The sequence below is a fragment of the Micromonospora sp. B006 genome, assembly GCF_003408515.1.
In the GTDB taxonomy this organism is placed as follows: Bacteria; Actinomycetota; Actinomycetes; order Mycobacteriales; family Micromonosporaceae; genus Micromonospora; species Micromonospora echinospora_A.
The window spans coordinates 4946828-4965340 of the sequence record NZ_CP030865.1 but is presented as its reverse complement, the minus strand read 5'-3'; the positions used below and the strand labels follow the sequence as shown (position 1 = coordinate 4965340).

Sequence of the window (18513 nt, the reverse complement as noted above, 5' to 3'; positions counted from 1 at the left end):
GAGCCGCTGCGCTCCGTACGAGGGGAGGTGATCGCGAGATGGAACCGCGACGTGATCCGCGCGGCGCGCTGGTGCGACCGTACGCGGTCACCCGGGGCCGCACCGAGCCGTTGCAGAACATCGCGCTCGAGGCGGTGCTGTCGAGCACGCCCACGCAGTCTGCCGAGGCGCGGTTCGCCGGGCACGACAAGTACCGCATCTCCTCGGTCTGTGAAGGCCGGGCACAGTCGCTGGCGGAAATCGCCGCTTACACCCGGATGCCGCTGGGCGTCACCCGGGTGCTGGTCGCCGACATGGTGGCCGAGGGCCTGCTGACGCTACACACTGCCGCTCCCGCGACGGGTTTCGCGGCGCGGATGAACCTGCTTGGAAGGGTGCTAAGTGGACTTCGCGAACTATGACCCCGACGGGGTGAACCGCGGCCGGGAGATCATCTCCGCGAAGATCGTGATCGCGGGCGGCTTCGGCGTGGGTAAGACCACCCTGGTCGGTGCGATCTCCGAGATCCAGCCGCTGACCACCGAGGCGCTGATGACCGCGGCGGGCGTGGGCATCGACGACGCGTCGAAGGTGCCGGGCAAGGAGACCACCACGGTCGCCATGGACTTCGGCCGTATCACCATGGCCGAGGACCTGATCCTCTATCTGTTCGGCACGCCCGGCCAGACCCGCTTCTGGTTCATGTGGGACGAGATCATCCGGGGCGCGGTGGGCGCGGCGGTGCTGGTGGACACCCGCCGGATCACCGACGCGTTCGCGCCGCTGGACTACTTCGAGAACCGCAAGCTGCCGTACGTCGTGGCGTTGAACCGCTTCGAAGACGCGCCGCACTACGAGCTGGAGGAGGTCCGGGAGGCGCTCGCCATCTCCCCGGACGTGCCGATGGTCCTGTGCGACGCCCGTCGGCGCGACTCGGTCAAGCAGGTGCTGGTGACTGTGGTCGAGCACGCGATGCTCCGCCTCCAGGCCGAGCACGGCTACCCGGCCTCGGTGGGCTGACCGCCTGCGGGTCAGTCGACCCGCAGGCGGTAGCCCCGCTTGACCACTGTCTGCACCACCCGGGGTGCCTTCAGGCCGACCCGCAGGCGGGCGACAGCCATCTCCACGGCGTGCTCGTCCGCGCCGCGCGGCAGCGTACGCAGCAGCGCGGTGCGGGAGAGCACCTTGCCGGGTGACGCGGCGAGCGCGCGCAGCACGGCCATCGGGGCCGGCGCGAGCTGGCGCAGTTCCCCGTCCACCACCGCGGCGTGGCCGCGCAGCGTCAGCACGTGCCCGGCCGCCTTCACCGAGACCGTCCGCCGGGGCAGCTCCTCGACGATGGTGCGGACCAGCGCGCCCAGCCGGGCGCGGCTGGGCGCGCTCACCGGCACTCCGCGCCGGACCAGCGGCTCGGCGGTGACGGTGCCCACACACCCGGCCAGCACGTCGCCGCGCAGCGCCTCCAGCACGGTCTCGGTACGGTCCCCGGCCGCCCGCAGCAGGGCCTCGGCCGCCGGGGCCGAGGTGAACGTGACCGCGTCGACGAGCCGCCCGGCGACCAGGTCGATGAGCCGGTGCAGCGGCGCCGGGTCGGCCGGCGGCGCCCACCGGTAGACCGGCACCTCGATCACCGTGGCCCCGGCCGCCACCAGCGCGTCGGTGCACTCGGGTTGCCGCTCACCGTGCAGTTGCATCGCCACCACCTGGCCGGCCACGCCGCGCGAGACCAGATGATCCACCACCTCGTCGCAGCTCTCCGACCCCGGCGACCAGTGCTCGCGCAGCCCGGCGGCGCGGATCGCCCCGGTCGCCTTGGGGCCCCGGGACACCACGTACGAGCGGGCCAGCGTGGCGCGCAGCGGCTCGGCCAGCCCCCAGCCCTCGGCCGCCTCCAGCCAGCCCCGCATGCCGATGCCGGTGTTCGCCATCAGCACGTCCGGCGGATGTTCCAGGCAGGCCCGGGTCGCCTCACGCAGGTCGGTGTCGTCGGCGAGCGGGACGATCCGCAGCGCCGGGGCGAGCACCACCCGCGCGCCGCGCCGCTGGAGCAGGGCGGCCAGTTCGTCGCGCCGCCGGTCCGCGGTGACCCCGATGGTGAAACCGGCCAGCTCGTCCCGCATCACTGCTCCTGCCGTAACCGCACCTCGACCTGGCCGTCCCGGCAGCGCACCCGGTGCCGCGTCAGCGTCACGCCGGGCAGGTCCAGGCACCGCCCGGTGGTGAGGTCGTAGACCTGCTTGTGCAGTGGCGAGGAGAGCGTCGGCACGCCGCCCCGGCTGCCCACGAGGCCGCGGGACATGACGTACGCGCCGCCGACCGGGTCGAGGTTGTCCACCGCGTACAGCCCGCTCGCGGTGCGGAAGACAGCTACCTGGACGCCGTCGACGAGCGCGGCCACGCCCCGGTCGAGGTCGAGCCGGTCCAGCGGGCAGACCGGCGTCCAGTCCAGTGTGACGACAGGGCTCATCGGCGTACCTCCGGCAGTCCGAGCGCGACGGGTTGACGGCGGTGCCCGGCGTCGCGGGCCGGCACCGGCTGGCCCCGCTCCCGGGTGAACGTGATGGACGGGTCGGGCACGCCGGGCGCGTTGACGAACGAGGCGAAGCGGCGCAGCCGCTCCGGGTCATCCAGCACGTCACGCCACTCGTCGGAGTAGCTCGTGACGTGCCGGGCCATGGCCGCGTCGAGGTCGGCGCAGAGGCCGAGCGAGTCGTCCACGAGCACCGACCGGAGGTGGTCCAGGCCGCCGTCCATCGCCTCGATCCAGGCGGCGGTGCGCTGCAACCGGTCGGCGGTGCGGATGTAGTACATGAGGAACCTGTCGATCAGCGTGACCAGCTCGGCGGTGCTCAGGTCGGTGGCGAACAGGTCGGCGTGCCGGGGCCGGAAGCCGCCGTTGCCGCCGACGTACAGGTTCCAGCCGCCCTCGGTGGCGATGACGCCGAAGTCCTTGCTCCGGGCCTCGGCGCACTCCCGGGCGCAGCCGGAGACCGCCGACTTGAGCTTGTGCGGCGCGCGCAGCCCTCGGTAGCGCAGCTCCAGCGCGATCGCCAGCCCGACCGAGTCCTGCACGCCGTAGCGGCACCAGGTGTCGCCGACGCAGGACTTCACGGTGCGCAGCGCCTTGCCGTAGGCGTGGCCCGACTCGAAGCCCGCGTCGACGAGCCGGCGCCAGATCTGCGGCAACTGGTCGACCCGCGCGCCGAACAGGTCGATCCGCTGTCCGCCGGTGATCTTCGTGTAGAGCTGGAAGTCGCGGGCCACCTCGCCGATCGCGATCAGCTTCTCCGGGGTGATCTCCCCGCCGGGAATCCGGGGCACCACCGAGTAGCTGCCGTCGCGTTGCAGGTTGGCCAGGAAGTGGTCGTTCGTGTCCTGCAGCGAAGCCTGCTCGCCGTCGAGCACGTGCCCGGCGCCGAGCGAGGCCAGGATGGAGGCCACCACCGGCTTGCAGATGTCGCAGCCGCTTCCGCGCCCGTGCTCGGCGACGAGCCGGGAGAACGTGCCGATGCCCCGCACCCGGATCAGGTCGAACAGCTCCTGCCGGCTGCTGTCGAAGTGCTCGCACAACGCGGTGGACTGGCGCACCCCGGCGGCGTCCAGCAGCTGCTTGAGCATCGGCAGGCAGGAGCCGCAGCTCGTACCGGCCCGGGTGCACGCCTTCAACGCCGGCACGTCGGTCGCCCCGCCGGCGATCGCCGCGTCCAGGTCGGCCCGGGTCACCGCGTTGCAGGAGCAGACCTGCGCGGCGGCCGGCAGCGCGCCCGCGCCGGCGCCCGGGCCGCCGGCCGGCGCCAGCAACGCCAGCGGGGGAGCGGGCAGCGGCCCGCCGACACTGGCCCGCAACGTCGGGTACGCGCTCGCGTCCCCGACCAGCACGCCGCCCAGCAGCGTCCGCGCGTCGTCGGAGAGGACCAGCTTCGCGTACGCGCGGGTGGCCGGGTCGGTGAACGTCACGTCCAGGCAGCCGGGGGTGACGCCGTGCGCGTCGCCGAACGAAGCCACGTCCACGCCGAGCAGCTTGAGCTTCGTCGCGGTGTCCGCGCCGGGGAACGTGGCCGCGCCGCCGAGCAGCCGGTCCGCGACCACCTCGGCGGTGGCGTACCCGGGCGCGACCAGCCCGTGGCAGACCCCGTCCACCGCGGCGCACTCGCCGACCGCCCAGATCCGCTCGTCGGCGGTACGGCAGGAGGCGTCCACCAGCACGCCGCCGCGCGGGCCGAGCGGCAGCCCGGCCGCCCGGGCCAGCTCGTCGCGCGGCCGGATCCCGGCGGCCACCACCACCAGCTCCGCGTCGACAGTCCGGCCGTCGGCCAGGTCGAGCGCGGCGACAGTGCCGTCCAGCCCGGGGCGCAGCGCCGTGGTGGCCACCCCGAGGTACGGCGTGACGCCCAACTCCTCCACGTAGCGGCGGAGCATCGCGCCGCCCGCCTCGTCCACCTGCACCGGCATCAGCCGGGGCGCGAACTCGACCACGCTGGTGTCGAGCCCGAGCAGCCGCAGCGCGTTCGCCGCCTCCAGCCCGAGCAGCCCGCCGCCGATCACCGCGCCGGTGCGCCGCCCCCGGGCGTGCTCCCGGATCGCGGCCAGGTCGTCCAGCGTCCGGTAGACGAAGACGCCCGGCAGGTCAGTGCCGTCGACCGGCGGCACGAACGCGTACGAGCCGGTGGCCAGCACCAGCGCGTCGTACGGGTACTCCCCGGCTGCCGTGGTCACCACCCGACGCGCCCGGTCGACGCCGGTGGCCGGCTCGCCCAGCCGCAGGTCCACTCCGTCGTCGGGGGTGTGCACCGTCAGCTCGTCGGCGTCCACCCCGTCGAAGACGGCCGAGAGGCGCACCCGGTCGTACGCCGGACGCCGCTCCTCGGCCAGCACCGTGACCCGCCACCGCCCACCGGTGTCCCGGGCCCGCAGCGCCTCGACGAAGCGCTGCCCCACCATGCCGTTCCCGACCACCACCAAGCGCTCGCTCATGACGCCACCTCCACCGTCTCGCGTACCTCGTCGGTTACCTGCGGGTCGGCCTCGGCGAGCCCGGCGGCGATGCCGGCCACCGCGTCCCGGCAACTGCCGCAGCCGGTGGCGGCCCGGGTCGACGCGGACAGCGCCGCCGCCGTCCGGGCGCCCGCCCGCCAGCACGCCACCAGCGCGCCCTTGGTCACGTCGTTGCACCGGCACACGGTCGCGGCGTCCGGCATCAGCGCCGGGGACGCGGCCGGCCCGGACGGCGTCTCGCCGAACGCCCGGCCGAGCAGCAGCGAGCGCCGGTCCGCCGGCACCGGTGCGCCCCTGTCGAACAGTTGGACCACCGTGCCGACCGCCGGGTTGTCGCCGAGCAGGATCGCGCCGGTCAGCCGCTCGTCCCGGATGCGCAGCCGGGCGTAGGTGCCCCGGGCCGGGTCGGCGAAGGTCAGCTCCTCGACCGGGCCGCCCGGGTCGCCGGTCCCGGCCACGTCACCCATCGCGGCCAGGTCGATGCCGGCCGCCTTGAGCCGGGTCACCGCCGGCCGAGGGCGGTAACGGGCCAGCGGATCCGCTCCGGTCAGCACGTCGGCCACCACCCGGGCCTGCGCCCAGGCCGGCGCGACCAGCCCGGTCAGCGTCCCGTCGTGCTGCGCGCAGTCGCCGATGGCGGAGATCCGCCGGTCGCTCGTCCGCATCCGGTCGTCCACCACCACGCCCCGCTCGACGGCGAGCCCGGCGGAGGCGGCGAGCGCGGTGTCGGGGCGTACCCCGCAGCAGAGCACCAGCAGGTCGGCGTCGAGCGGTTCGGCGTCGCCCAGGTGCAGGCGGACGCCGTCGGCGTCGGCGGTCACGGCGGTGGCCGCCGCGCCGAGCCGGGACCGGACGCCCAGGCCGGCGAGCGTGCCGGCGAGGACCGCGCCGGCCGGCGGGTCGAGCTGACGTTCCATCAGGTGCCCGACCGGGTGGACCACAGTCACGTCGAGACCCCGCGCGGCGAGCCCTCGGGCCGCCTCCAGGCCCAGCAGCCCGCCGCCGAGCACTGTCACGCGTCGCGCGCCCCCGGCGGCGGCGAGGATCCGCCGGCAGTCGCCGAGCGTGCGGAACGGGACGACCCGCTCGGGCAGCGGCGTGAGGCCCGGCAGCGGCGGCACGACGGCCACGCTGCCGGTGGCGAGCACGAGGTGGTCGTACCCGTGCCGCTCGCCGTCGGCGGTGACCACCTCCCGGGCGGCCCGGTCCACGGCGGTGACCGCCGCACCGGTGTGCACCTCGACGCCCGGCCCGACAGCTTCGACCAGTTCCACGTCCGGCTCGCCGATGCGCCCGGCGAGCAGCGTGGAGAGCATGATCCGGTTGTACGCGCGGTGCGGCTCCGCCCCGAGCACGGTGATCCGCCGGCCCCCGCCGCGGGCGTGCAGCTCGGCGGCGAGCCGGGCGCCGGCCATGCCGTAGCCGACGACGACTATGCGTTCGTTCATGCCGGCTCCACCCGGACCGCGCAGATCTTGAACTCGGGCATCCCGGAGACCGGGTCGAGGGCGTCGTTGGTGACCGAGTTGGCGCGTTGCGCGCCGGGCCAGTGGAACGGCGCGAAGACGGTGTCCGGCCGGATCGCCGTGCTGAGCCGGGCCGGCGCCCGCAGCTCGCCCCGGCGGGAGACCACACGTACCGGCGCTCCCTCGGTCACGCCGAGACGGGCCGCCAGGTCCGGGTGCAGCTCGACGAACCCGCCCGGCGCGGCCCGGCGCAACGCGGCCACCCGCCGGGTCTGCGCGCCGGACTGGTACTGCGCGAGCACCCGGCCGGTGGTGAAGTGCAGCGGGTAGTCGGCGCACACCGGCTCGGCGGCCGGCCGGTGGGTCACGGCGTGGAACCGGGCCCGGCCGTCCGGGGTGGGGAAGCGGTCGGCGAACAGCCGGGGGGTGTCCGGGCCGTCCCGGTCCGGGCAGGGCCAGAAGACGCCGGTGTCGGCGTCGATCCGGTCCCAGGTGATCCCGGCGTAGTCGGCCGGCCCGCCGGCCGAGGCCCGGCCCAGCTCCGCGAACACCTCACGCGGGTCGGTCGGCAGTGGCGCGCCGTCGGTCAGCCGCCCGGCGAGCGCGGCGAGGATCTCCAGCTCGGTACGGACCCCGGCCGGTGGCTCACGCAGCGCCCGGCGGCGCAGCACGCGGCCCTCCAGGTTGGTCATCGTGCCGTCCTCCTCGGCCCACTGGGCGACCGGCAGCACCACGTCGGCCAGCTCGGCCGTCTCGGAGCGGACGAAGTCCGCGACCACGAGCAGGTCCAGGGCGCGCAGCCGGGACTCGACCCGCGCCGCGCGGGGCGCGGACACGACCGGGTTGGAGCCGAACACCAGCAGCGCCCGCGCGCCCGACGGCGTGCCCAGCGCGTCCAGGAGCTGGTACGCCGGCACCCCCGGCCCGGGCAGCGCGTCCGGGTCGACGCCCCACACCCCGGCCACGTGCTCGCGGGCCGCCGGGTCGTCGATACGCCGGTAGCCGGGTAGCTGGTCGGCCTTCTGCCCGTGTTCCCGGCCGCCCTGCCCGTTGCCCTGCCCGGTCAGGCAGCCGTACCCGGAGCCGGGGCGACCGGGCAGGCCCAGGGCGAGCGCCAGGTTGATGAAGGCGGTGACCGTGTCCACGCCCTTGGCGTGCTGCTCGGCGCCCCGCGCGGTGAGAATGACCGCCCGGTCCACAGTGGCCAGCGCGCGTGCGGTCGCGTACAGGTCGGCCACCGGCACGCCGGAGAGCCGTTCCACCTCCGCCGGCCAGTAGCCGGCGACCGTCCGCCGGACCTCGTCGAAGCCGGTGGTCCGCTCCGCGACGTACGCCCGGTCCAGCCAGCCCTCGGTGAGCGCGATGTGCAGCAGCGCGTTCGCCACCGCGAGGTCGGTGCCGGGTAGCGGTTGCAGGTGCAGGTCGGCCTGGCGCGCGGTGGCTGTGGCCCGGGGGTCCACGACGATCAGCCGGCCACCGCGTTCCCGCAGGTCGGTGACGTGCCGCATCAGCGGCGGCATGGTCTCGGCCGGGTTCGCGCCGACCAGCAGCAGCGTGTCCGCGCCGCCGAGGTCGGCCAGCGGGAAGGGCAGCCCCCTGTCGATCCCGAACGCCCGGTTGCCGGCCGCGGCGGCCGAGGACATGCACCAGCGCCCGTTGTAGTCGATGTGCCGCGTCCGCAGCGTCACCCGGGCGAAGCGGCCCAGCGCGTACGCCTTCTCGTTGGTGAGCCCGCCGCCGCCGAAGACGGCCACCGCGTCCGGCCCGTGGCGGTGCTGCACGTCCCGCACGCCGGCGGCGACGCGGTCGAGCGCCTCGTCCCAGGTCGCCGGGCGCAGCTCGCCGCCGGGCCGGTCGCGCAGCAGCGGGGTGGTGAGCCGGTCCGGGTGGTCGAGCAGGTCGGCGGCGGTCCATCCCTTCTGGCACAGCCCGCCCCGGTTGGTGGGGAAGTCCCGGGCGCCGACCTCGACGCCGTCGCCGGTGGCGCTCAGCACCATGCCGCACTGCAGGGCGCAGTACGGGCAGTGCGTGGCGACCTGTTCGGGGCGTGAACCCCTTCGCGTCGCCGTGCGTGCACCGTCTGTCATGTCGGAAAAGCGTGCCGTCGGGCAGTTTCCGGTCCGGGTCTGCTCTGTTTCGGTCCTGTCACGAGCGCTTCACACCGCACGCACGTGACGGAGTCGTCCGTGGGTTTTGGAATGTGGGACAACAATCTCACACAGTGGAAGATGGCATGAGCGTGGCGGACGCGTTCGACGCGGTGGACGGCAGCTACGACCAGGCCCGACGCCGAGCAGGTGGCCGGGTCGACCCCGGAGCTGGACCGCCCGCTACGGCGAGGTGTGGACGGCGCGGATCACGGAGCTGGGCTCCGACGCCGAGGAGATCGCCGGCGCCCGGGAGCGGAGGCGGCACGACCGGCCGGCCACGGTGGCCGACCAGTGCTGCTGGCTGGCCGAGGCGGGACTGGTGGACGTGGACTGCTTCTTCAAGGAATGGCGCTTCGCGGTCTTCGGCGGTCAGCGGCCGGCGAGGTGATTCTCGAGCCGCTCGGCGAAACGGGGTGCGCCGGCCTTGCGTAGGTGGGCGATCAACTCGACCGCGTCCTTGTCCTCTGAGACGAGGCTGCGTCGGTAGTAGTCGATCTGCCGCGCCAATGCCCGCAGAACCAGGGGCATCGAACGGTCGGCCACCCAGTTGAGGAACTCGTCGCCGGTGAGGACCGACAGTGATTCCCGCACGCATTCCGGAGGAAAGGCGCGCCGGTCGTCGGTCACCAGGATGTCGGCGCGGCCATGGACGGCGGCGGCCAGGACGTGCCGGTCGTCCGGGTCCGGCGGGCACGGCACGTCGTTCGGCGAGTAACCGGTGACGAAGCCGTACGGAAATGCCTGGACGAAACGACGCCGCTGCCCACCGATCGCCTGCTCGGAATGCTCAGGCCGCTTGCGGCGCAGGCGATACATCCATTCCGAGAGAACGTTCGCGTCCAGGAACACCAGTGGGGCGCTGGGGATCACAGTGGACACCCTACCCAGCGCCCTCTGGTCGTCCCGGGAACTACACGTCGTCGGTGAAGCCCAGCGCGTCGGACTCCCACATCAGGGCCTCGTACGACTTCCGTCGCTCTTCCATCTGTCGTTGCCGGAATGCGAGGACGTCGCGGAGAAAGAGGCGCCGGTGGCTCCCGACCCGGTGGGATGCGATTGACCCGTTCTCCAGAAGGCGGACGAGTGTGGGGCGGGAAATGCCGAGCAGTTTCGCCGCCTCGGTCGTCGTCAGTTCGCGGGAGATGGCGCTGATCGCGACGCCGTCGCCGCGGGCGAGCATCGCCGAGATCTGATGGAGGACGTCGAACATCTGGGCGGGAACCTCGACCTCTTCGCCGTCCGCCGAGACGAGGCGGGCCACGCCCCCGCCTGCGGCAAGGGGGTGCCGTACGAGGAACTCCTCCATGGCGGCTGCCTTCTGGCGCTCCGCTCCCTCGGTGGGCATCACCGAGGCGGCCATGCCGGTGCTGAGGCTCATGGCGGCTCCCTGTGGGCAGATGTGGCTCGCGTCCTCACATCATCGTCGCTCCCAAGTGCAATATCCGCAACTGGATTCGGTTGTTCCACTTGGCGATGTCCTAATCCCCGATCGGCGGGGACGAGGATGACTATCGGTCATACCGATGGGTAGTCTTTCTGGCATGACCGCCAAGGTGACACTGTCGTTCTCCGACGAGACGATCGAGGAGGCGCGCCGGTTCGCCAAGCGGGAAGGGCTCTCCCTCTCCGCCTGGATGGACCAGGCCGCCCGGGAGAAGGCGCTGCGCGAGGTCTTCACCGCGCACGCCGACGCGGTAGGCCGTGCCGGTCTCGACCTGGACGCCGCCGCCCTGGCCGACGCCCAGGAGGCCGCGCTCGTCGACGACGCCCTGTTCGGCGGGCGTCCGCGTGCTGCGTAGGGGTGAGGTCTGGCGCATCTCCGGCGCCCGGGAGCGGTTCGGTCTGGTGATCAGCTCCGACGTCTACAACGCCACGGCGGTGCCGATCGTGATCGTGGCCGAGGTGGTCGAGGAGTCGCTGCTGCGCGACTCGCCGCTCGCCGTGCCGATGGGCGCGTACGTGGTGATGCCCGACCGGATCTCCTCGCCGATGAAGAAGTGGTTCGCCGAGTGCGTGGACGTGGCCGACACCGAGACCATGCAGCGGGTCGGCCGGGCCCTGCGGATCCTGCAGGAGCTGTGATCGCCTCACCGGCGCCGTCCGGCGGACGTGCGATCTCCGTTGCCGCGCCGACGCGCGCGGGGCACGCCGGGGAAATCACCGGCTGAGAGCGTCGCCTCGTCATCGACGAGGAGGAGTCGCCCGTGAGCACGCTCGTTTCCGCACCGACCACGCCGCCGGCCACCACCGCCGGCCGGCTCACCGAATGGCGGCCGGAGGACCCGGCGTTCTGGGCCGCCGGGGGCGCCCGGGTGGCCCGGCGCAACCTGTACGTCTCGATCTTCGCCGAGCACGTCGGCTTCTCGGTGTGGAGCCTCTGGTCGGTGACAGTGCTGTTCCTGGGCCCCGAGTACGGCATCGACCCGGCCGGGAAGTTCCTGCTCACCGCCGTGCCGGCGGCGCTGGGGGCGGTGCTGCGGCTGCCGTACACGCTGGCGGTGGCCCGCTTCGGCGGCCGGAACTGGACCATCGTCAGCGCGTTGCTGCTGCTGGTGCCGGCGGTGCCGATGGCAGTGCTGATCGAGCCCGGGGTGTCGTACGCCACGTTGATGGTGCTGGCCTGCCTGTCCGGCGTCGGCGGCGGCAACTTCGCCTCCTCGATGGCGAACATCAACCTGTTCTTCCCCGAGCGGCTCAAGGGTCGGGCGCTGGGGCTCAACGCCGGTGGCGGCAACCTCGGCGTACCGGCTGTGCAACTGGTCGGCCTGGCGGTGCTGGCGACCGCCGGCGCCGCGTACCCCCGGCTGGTGCCGGCGGTCTACCTGCCGCTGATCGTGCTGGCCGCGCTGGCCGCGGCCCGCTGGCTGGACAACGTCCCGGGGGCGCGCAACGAGCCGGGCGCGCTGCGCGCGGCGGCCCGCGACCCGCACACCTGGGTGATGTCGCTGCTCTACGTGGGCACGTTCGGCTCGTTCATCGGCTTCGGCTTCGCTTTCGGCCAGGTGCTCCAGCTCCAGTTCCACGACCGCTTCCCGACGCCCGTGGACGCCGCCTGGCTGACCTTCCTCGGCCCGCTGATCGGCTCGCTTATCCGGCCGGTGGGCGGTCAGCTCGCCGACCGGCTGGGCGGGGCCCGGGTGACGTTCTGGAACTTCGTGGCGATGGCCGCCGGGGCCGGGCTGGTGCTGTACGCCGCCCGGGACCGGTCGTTCCCGCTCTACCTGGCCGGGTTCCTGGCGCTGTTCGTCTTCTCCGGCATCGGCAACGGCTCGACGTACAAGATGATCCCGGCGATCTTCCGGGCCCGGGCCGTCGCGGAGAGCGAGCTGACCGGCGACCCGGAGGCGGCGCAGCGGCGGGCCCGGCGCCTGGCCGGGGCGGTGATCGGGATCGCCGGCGCGGTCGGGGCCTCGGGCGGGGTGCTGGTGAACGTGGCGTTCCGGCAGTCGTTCCTGGCCTCCGGCACGGCGGACGCCGCCTACCTGGCATTCATCGTCTGGTACGCGCTCTGCTTCCTGGTGACCTGGGTGGTCTACCTGCGTCCCGGGCCGCGTACGCTGGTCGGCGTGTGAGCTGCGCCATGGCGAACGCGCAGGCCACGCGGGGTACGACCCCGTTTTGACCTGCCGCAGGGCGGCCGGGTATCGTTGCCTGCTGTTGTACGACATTCTTAGGCGTGCCGCATCAGGTACGCTTGGTCGTTCGTGCGCGCTGGTCCGGCTGGGTATTCCTGGTCACCTCGGCGCGCGACCCCAGACCGACGACGAGACAAGGTAGACCTGTGCGTACGTACAGCCCGAAGCCGGGTGAGATCGAGCGTCAGTGGCACGTCATCGACGCCTCTGATGTCGTGCTGGGCCGCCTGGCGACCCACGCCGCCACGCTCCTGCGTGGCAAGCACAAGCCGACTTTCGCGCCGCACGTCGACACGGGCGACTTCGTCGTCATCGTGAACGCGGGCAAGGTCGCGCTGACCGGCAACAAGCGCCAGACCAAGGTTGCTTACCGCCACTCCGGTTACCCGGGTGGTCTGAAGCGGGTCGGCTACGACGAGCTGCTCACCAAGCGGCCCGAGCGGGCCATCGAGCTGGCCGTGAAGGGCATGCTCCCGCACAACAAGCTGGGCCGTCAGCTTCTCAAGAAGCTGAAGGTCTACGCCGGTGCCGAGCACCCGCACACCGCGCAGCAGCCGGTGCCGTTCGAGATCAAGCAGATCGCGCAGTGAGCGCGGGCGAAGGAAGCAGCATGACCGACATCACCGCCACCGAGGTCGCCCCCGAGGCCACCGAGGCGCCGGCGCCCGTCGCGCGCGCGCCCCGTGGTGACCGCCCGATCCAGACCGTGGGTCGGCGCAAGGAAGCCATCGTCCGGGTCCGGATCGTCCCGGGCACCGGCAAGATCACCTGCAACGGCCGTGACCTCGAGGCCTACTTCCCGAGCAAGGTGCACCAGCAGCTCATCAAGGACCCGCTGGTCACCGCCGAGAAGCCCGAGGCGTTCGACGTGATCGCCAACCTGCGTGGCGGCGGCACCACCGGCCAGGCCGGCGCGCTGCGGCTCGCCATCGCCCGGGCGCTGATCGTCAGCGAGCCCGACGACCGCCCGGCCCTGAAGAAGGCCGGCTTCCTGACCCGTGACGCCCGGGTCAAGGAGAGCAAGAAGTACGGCCTCAAGAAGGCCCGCAAGGCTCCTCAGTACTCGAAGCGCTGATCACCACAAGCGCCTTGTACTTCTGACGGACGGCCGGTCCGCTTCCCCTTCCCGGGAGGCGGACCGGCCGTTTCGCGTTTTCTCCTCTCATCGGCAGTTCCACGGAGGTTGGCGGGTATGGGCCGGTTGTTCGGCACGGACGGCGTACGCGGGCGGGCGAACGCGGATCTCACCCCGGAGTTGGCGTTGGCGGTCGCGGTGGCCGCGGCCCACACGCTGGCCGAGACCGACAAGAGCCATCCGCCGCTCGCGGTGGTCGGCCGGGACACCCGGGCCAGCGGCGAGATGCTGGAGGCGGCGGTGGTCGCCGGGCTCACCAGCGCCGGCGCCAACGTGGTACGGGTCGGCGTGCTGCCCACCCCGGCGGTGGCGTTCCTCACCGCCGAGATCAAGGCCGACCTGGGCGTGATGCTCTCCGCCTCGCACAACCCGATGCCGGACAACGGCATCAAGCTCTTCGCCGCCGGTGGGCACAAGCTGCCCGACGAGATCGAGATGCGGATCGAGGAGGCGGTGAAGGCCAACGCCACCACCGCCTGGAAGCGCCCGATCGGCGCCGGCGTGGGCCGGGTCAACGACCTGCTCGACGGCGCCGACCACTACGTGCAGCACCTGGTCGGCACCGTGCCGCACCGCCTCGACGGGATCAAGGTCGTCGTCGACTGCGCCAACGGCGCGGCGGCCGACGTCGCCCCGGTCGCCTACCGGGAGGCCGGCGCCGAGGTGATCGCCATCCACGCCGAGCCGGACGGGCTCAACATCAACGACGAGTGCGGCTCCAACCACATCGACGCGCTGCGCGCCGCAGTGGTCGAGCACGGCGCGCACCTCGGCATCGCCCACGACGGCGACGCCGACCGCTGCGTCGCGGTCACCGCCGACGGCGACGAGGTCGACGGCGACCAGGTCATGGCGATCCTCGCGCTGGCCATGCGGGACGCCGGCGAGCTGACCCAGGACACCCTGGTCGCGACCGTGATGAGCAACCTCGGTCTCCGGCTGGCCATGTCCGAGCACGGCATCCGGCTGGTCGAGACCAAGGTCGGCGACCGGTACGTGCTGGAGGAGCTGCGCGCCTCCGGCCTGGCGCTCGGCGGCGAGCAGAGCGGGCACATCGTGCTGCCCGCGTACGCCACCACCGGCGACGGCGTCCTGACCGGCCTGCACCTGATGGCGCGGATGGCCGCCACCGGCACCTCGCTGGCCGAGCTGGCCGCCGTGGTCACCAAGCTGCCCCAGGTGCTGATCAACGTGCCGGTCGGCGACCGTACCGTCGGCGCCGCCGCGCCCGCCGTCCGGGCCGAGGTCGAGCGCGCCGAGGTCGAGCTGGGCGAGACCGGCCGGGTGCTGCTGCGCCCCTCCGGCACCGAGCCGCTGGTGCGGGTCATGGTCGAGGCGGCCACCGAGGACACCGCGCGCGAGGTCGCCGAGCGCATCGCCGAGCAGGTACGCACCGCCAGCCCGGTCACCTGACCCCTTCCTACTGCTGATCAGGGTGCGCAAGCTCCAGCCTGCCGCGCTCGACGCCGTCGCGGTACGCCGGTGGCGGTAGGTCACTCCGACCGGATTTCGTCCGATCTCCCGACTGGCGAACGGCTGCACAGCTCGCCGCAACGGTCTACGACGATGGGCGTTCGGCCATCGACCGCGTTCCAAGCGTTGACTGACGCGACCGTTTGACCGGACAACCGTCGACAGTGGAAGGTTGTCGGCCGGCAAGCGCCGTCCCTACGCTCGGCGACGTGATCGCTACCGCTGTGGAGGCGGGCGGACGGCCGTTGCCCTTTCCCGTCCTCGTAGAACGCCACCTGCGTCCCGCCGCCAGATCCTGGTACGGGGTGCGGCGCCGCGTCGAGGTCGAACTACCAGCCCGCCGACCGGGTACGGTACGGGTCTTCGAGGTTGCCGGCCGGCACCTTGTGGAGCCGACCGGCGCGCCGGAGGCGGTCACCGTGGTGCACGCTGGCAGCGTTGCGCTGGTCGACATGCGTCCCAGGACGTTGTTCGTCGAGGTGCCGCTGCGGCCACCGCCCGGGGCGAATCAGTGCCTGTTGCGGGTCGGCTTTCGAGCCCGGGTGGTCGACGCCGCCACTGTGGCCCGGGTTCGGCTCACCAACCTCTTCCCTGACCTGGACGCCTTTATCAACCAGAGCCCGCGATTGCGCTGGCTGGTCACCGGCACCAGCCTCGACCGCCTTGATGAGGCCTACTTCCGGATCCACCAACGGTTGATTGCACAGTGCCATGCCAGTCCTCCGGAAGTTCCCGGCATGCAGATCCGGCTCGTGTCGGTCCACGTGACGGTCGTGTAGGACGCCTTTCTCAGCCCTCTCCGTAGAGGATGGACGATGGTCTCAAACGATAGGCCGAGCCGCGCCCCCGATGACCCGGCGGAAGCTGACGAGCGTGCGTCTCTGGCCGACATCGCAGGCCGCCCTGAGCCCGCGCCGATGCCCCCTCGCTGGGGCACCGGTCGTCTGTTGCGCCGCTTCAGCGGGGTTGACGAGAAGCTGTTGGCCTGGGTGCCGCAGGAGCGGGCGCGCTACACCGGGATGGGCGGTGCTGTACTGTGCACCGCGCTGATGGCTTTTGGGTCCATGTCGGTGGCTTTGTTCATCGCGTTCCCGGATGCGAGGGCGGTCGGGGTGCTACCTGCGGCCGCGTTGTGGTTCCTGCTCATCCTGAACTTCGACCGCTGGCTGGTTGCCACTCCGCTGGCCGCCGGCGGTTCCCGAAAGTTCGGGACTGTCCTGGTCCGGATGAGCATGGCCTTTGTGTTCGGCGTGGTGATCGCTGAGCCGCTGGTCCTCGTGGTATTCCACAGTGCCGTCGATGACAAGGCGACGGAGTTGCGTCAGCAGGAGGTCAATCAAACCCGGGCGAGGTGGGAGCGGTGCAGTCCGCTCGACGTACCGGCTCTGCCAGCCGCGTCCGGGTCGCCGTCCGGGTCGCCGTCCGCGTCGCCGTCCGCGTCCGCGGCGCCCGCGTCGAGCCTGCGGGGTGATTGCGACGACTACACCGTGCCGACGCCGGAGAGGATCCGGGCGCTCCAGAACGAGTACGTCTCAAAGCAGCAGGCGCTCGCCGACCTCCAGACCATGCTGACCCCGCTCCAGAACAAGCACAACGCACTGGTCGAAAAGTCTCAGGACGAGTGCCTCGGCAAACCTGGCCGCGGGCATACCGGACAGTACGGGGATGGGCCAGTGTGCAAGCGGCTTACCAAGGACGCGGTCGAATACGCCAGGAACAATCAGCTAAGCCAGCTCACCTCCGGCGTCACGCAGCTCACAGGCGAGTTGCAGACATTGACCGGGAAGATCCGTGAGGCCAGTGATGAGTGGCTCAAACAACGGCAGCAGCACATCGACGAGCAGGTGCGGCTGGCGCAGCAACGTGTGTTCCGCGACGACCCCGGTCTGCTGGAACGCATCGAGGCACTCAATCGGCTGGCCACCGAACATGCCGCCCTCGCCATCGGCATCTGGGTGGTCCGCGCGCTGTTCGTCCTGGTGGACCTAGCGCCCGCCCTGGTCAAATTCAACTCCGGCGCCACCACCTACGACCGGCTGGCGCAGCGCAGCCTCAATCTCGGCGAGATGCAGTACTCGGTACTGGCGCTGGAGGAGACTACGCGAGCGCACCGCTGGGCCGAAGACCAGCGAGAGAGCCTCGACGTCGAGCGCGCCAGGTCAGCGGCGGAGCGGGCTGCGACCTATGACTCGATTGTTGACGAGTTGGAACGGCATTGGGCGCGCGCCACTGTCGATCTACCCCACCCGGCTAGCGAGCTCGGCGACTCGGATCGAGGGCAACCGATGACCGAATCGATTTACTCCTATGCCGCGGAGCATGCAGACCATGCAGATCCACCTCTGGACCAGCCGTACGAAGACGGCGGCCCTTCCGTCGATCCTCTGATCGGCCACGATCCGCTAGCCGGGACCGACGGTCCGCTGCGCCGGTCGTCCTGGCTCTTGCCGCGGATGAACGTGGTCACCCTCGGCGGTGTCGGCGTGGGCAAGACGGCGCTGATGGCGGTTATGTTCGCCGAATTGGAGGACGACGAACGTCAGCCCGGCCGGGGGTACCGGATCGTCTGTCCGGACGCCGAGCAGCGGGATCTGCTCGCAGCCCAGGCAACAGCAGTCCGTGCGGCAGGCTTCAACTGGCCGGAGCACACCGGCACGACAGCCGTCCAGGAGTATGAGTTCGACTGCCTGGTGCGCGTGGATCAAGAAGAGCTGCCGGTGCTGCGGCTGCGATACCTTGACTACGCCGGAGAGTTGATCGAGAGCGGCTTGGACGTCGATCCGACCGTCCGGAAGGAGTTGGCCAACCAGGTCGGCGCAGCGGACGCCGTCCTGCTGATGGTCGACGGGGTGCGGCTGCGGGAAGCGGAGGTCGACGAAGAACAGCGGGTCGACTTCTCCCGGCTGCTGAATACCTGCGTCCAATGGGTTGAGGGCGCGCGCTGCCCGGTCCAGGTGGTGGTGACCAAGTGGGACTGCTTGGAGGGCACGACCGATCCGGGCGGCTGGGCGTGGAGCCGGGACCGGCTGGTCGTCGCGCTGGAGCGCTACCCCGCAATGCGCCGGTTGGCCGGCCGCCACCTACTTTCCGCCAGCGGGGGTGGCAGCCACCGGGGCCTACGGGTGATCCCGGTCTCGGTGGTGGGGGTAGGCGCGGTCCAGGAGCATGCGGCTGCCGGCTACCCGCTGATGGAAAAAGTACGTCAGGGCACCCCAGTCAACGTCGACGTGCCGTTCGCCGGCCTGCTGCCAGACCGGCTGCTCCAGATCCTGGACCAGATGGGGCACACGACGCTGCGCCGCCGGCTTCGCATTGCCCGTCGCCGCCGGCTCCGCTACCGGGCGATGGCGCTCCTGACCGGCGCGAAGCAGATGTTCCGTGGTTTGACGGTCCAGTTCAATGTTGGCGTCGCCTCGGTCGGCTGGCAGCACCAGGCAGCCACCGATCCGAACGCGGGCTGGTTGGCCTCGGGAGTCCTTGAGGAACGGTTGGTGATGCTACGCCGCGACATCTCCCGGGACGCGGAGATCGTGGAGAGCGCACAGGCGCTACGCCGACGGGCTGACTGGTCGCTGCGGGCAAAGCTGCGGGTGCTTGAGTGTTTCACTCGCCGACTGGCCGGCTTTGACCATGAGTTCCCGGGTCGGGGCTTGCGCAATACGACGGTGGGGGAGTGAACG

Annotated in this window: 18 protein-coding genes; 11 read left to right on the top strand and 7 right to left on the bottom strand. The window is 72.0% G+C overall.

Going from position 1 to position 18513, the window contains the following annotated elements; translation table 11 throughout:
* Positions 1 to 38 precede the first annotated feature (38 nt).
* Positions 39 to 401, top strand: coding sequence for a DUF742 domain-containing protein (locus MicB006_RS22250; protein ID WP_030501578.1), 363 nt, complete (start codon positions 39 to 41; stop codon positions 399 to 401).
* On the top strand, positions 382 to 999 hold the full coding sequence (locus tag MicB006_RS22245; RefSeq protein WP_116508677.1) for an ATP/GTP-binding protein: 618 nt from the start codon (positions 382 to 384) through the stop codon (positions 997 to 999). The genes MicB006_RS22250 and MicB006_RS22245 overlap by 20 nt, the downstream gene beginning before the upstream one ends.
* 11 nt (positions 1000 to 1010) lie before the next feature.
* Here MicB006_RS22245 and MicB006_RS22240 read toward each other — a convergent pair whose 3' ends face one another.
* The 5 genes from MicB006_RS22240 to MicB006_RS22220 are packed head-to-tail and all read right to left on the bottom strand — an operon-like array spanning position 1011 to position 8527.
* Positions 1011 to 2099 carry a uroporphyrinogen-III synthase gene (locus MicB006_RS22240; protein WP_116508675.1) on the bottom strand — a complete coding sequence of 363 codons (1089 nt, stop codon included), beginning with the start codon at positions 2097 to 2099 and terminating at the stop codon, positions 1011 to 1013.
* Positions 2099 to 2446 (bottom strand): nitrite reductase small subunit NirD, encoded by a 348-nt coding sequence (nirD, locus tag MicB006_RS22235; protein WP_116508673.1) that lies wholly within the window; start codon positions 2444 to 2446, stop codon positions 2099 to 2101. Before nirD ends, MicB006_RS22240 begins: the two co-directional genes overlap by 1 nt.
* Entirely contained in the window at positions 2443 to 4953 is a 2511-nt protein-coding gene (gene nirB / locus MicB006_RS22230; protein WP_116508671.1) for a nitrite reductase large subunit NirB, read from the bottom strand. Before nirB ends, nirD begins: the two co-directional genes overlap by 4 nt.
* Entirely contained in the window at positions 4950 to 6422 is a 1473-nt protein-coding gene (locus MicB006_RS22225) for an FAD-dependent oxidoreductase (protein ID WP_116508670.1), read from the bottom strand. The genes nirB and MicB006_RS22225 overlap by 4 nt, the downstream gene beginning before the upstream one ends.
* Entirely contained in the window at positions 6419 to 8527 is a 2109-nt protein-coding gene (locus tag MicB006_RS22220; protein ID WP_116508668.1) for a molybdopterin oxidoreductase family protein, read from the bottom strand. The genes MicB006_RS22225 and MicB006_RS22220 overlap by 4 nt, the downstream gene beginning before the upstream one ends.
* A gap of 253 nt (positions 8528 to 8780) precedes the next feature.
* Here MicB006_RS22220 and MicB006_RS22215 point away from each other — a divergent pair, with 253 nt between their 5' ends.
* The gene (locus MicB006_RS22215; RefSeq protein ID WP_225980453.1) at positions 8781 to 8978 is read left to right on the top strand and encodes a hypothetical protein; all 198 of its coding nucleotides are present in this window, start codon (positions 8781 to 8783) and stop codon (positions 8976 to 8978) included.
* Here the strand turns inward: MicB006_RS22215 and MicB006_RS22210 are convergent.
* Together MicB006_RS22210 and MicB006_RS22205 are read right to left on the bottom strand one after the other, a co-directional pair.
* Positions 8960 to 9460, bottom strand: coding sequence for a PIN domain-containing protein (locus MicB006_RS22210; protein WP_225980452.1), 501 nt, complete (start codon positions 9458 to 9460; stop codon positions 8960 to 8962). The genes MicB006_RS22215 and MicB006_RS22210 overlap by 19 nt on opposite strands.
* 40 nt (positions 9461 to 9500) lie before the next feature.
* On the bottom strand, positions 9501 to 9968 hold the full coding sequence (locus MicB006_RS22205) for a helix-turn-helix domain-containing protein (protein ID WP_116508667.1): 468 nt from the start codon (positions 9966 to 9968) through the stop codon (positions 9501 to 9503).
* A 163-nt stretch (positions 9969 to 10131) separates the two neighbouring features.
* Between MicB006_RS22205 and MicB006_RS22200 the strand changes: the two genes are divergently transcribed.
* The 8 genes from MicB006_RS22200 to MicB006_RS22165 all read left to right on the top strand — a co-directional run bounded on the left by MicB006_RS22200 (position 10132) and on the right by MicB006_RS22165 (position 18510).
* Positions 10132 to 10389: a DUF6364 family protein gene (locus MicB006_RS22200; protein ID WP_192900119.1), complete on the top strand. Its 258-nt coding sequence runs from the start codon at positions 10132 to 10134 to the stop codon at positions 10387 to 10389.
* A complete protein-coding gene (locus MicB006_RS22195) occupies positions 10379 to 10672 on the top strand; it encodes a type II toxin-antitoxin system PemK/MazF family toxin (protein WP_030501569.1) in 294 nt (97 codons plus the stop codon). The genes MicB006_RS22200 and MicB006_RS22195 overlap by 11 nt, the downstream gene beginning before the upstream one ends.
* 122 nt (positions 10673 to 10794) lie before the next feature.
* On the top strand, positions 10795 to 12162 hold the full coding sequence (locus MicB006_RS22190; protein WP_116508664.1) for an MFS transporter: 1368 nt from the start codon (positions 10795 to 10797) through the stop codon (positions 12160 to 12162).
* A 209-nt stretch (positions 12163 to 12371) separates the two neighbouring features.
* Positions 12372 to 12815 carry a 50S ribosomal protein L13 gene (rplM, locus tag MicB006_RS22185; protein ID WP_013288574.1) on the top strand — a complete coding sequence of 148 codons (444 nt, stop codon included), beginning with the start codon at positions 12372 to 12374 and terminating at the stop codon, positions 12813 to 12815.
* 20 nt (positions 12816 to 12835) lie between these two features.
* The gene (rpsI, locus tag MicB006_RS22180; RefSeq protein WP_018784602.1) at positions 12836 to 13300 is read left to right on the top strand and encodes a 30S ribosomal protein S9; all 465 of its coding nucleotides are present in this window, start codon (positions 12836 to 12838) and stop codon (positions 13298 to 13300) included.
* Between the two features lie 117 nt (positions 13301 to 13417).
* Positions 13418 to 14773 (top strand): phosphoglucosamine mutase, encoded by a 1356-nt coding sequence (gene glmM, locus MicB006_RS22175; protein ID WP_116508662.1) that lies wholly within the window; start codon positions 13418 to 13420, stop codon positions 14771 to 14773.
* A 269-nt stretch (positions 14774 to 15042) separates the two neighbouring features.
* Positions 15043 to 15612, top strand: a complete 570-nt coding sequence (locus MicB006_RS22170) for a hypothetical protein (protein WP_152037863.1) — start codon at positions 15043 to 15045, stop codon at positions 15610 to 15612.
* 36 nt (positions 15613 to 15648) lie between these two features.
* Positions 15649 to 18510 (top strand): DUF4407 domain-containing protein, encoded by a 2862-nt coding sequence (locus MicB006_RS22165; RefSeq protein ID WP_116508660.1) that lies wholly within the window; start codon positions 15649 to 15651, stop codon positions 18508 to 18510.
* Positions 18511 to 18513: the final 3 nt, after the last annotated feature.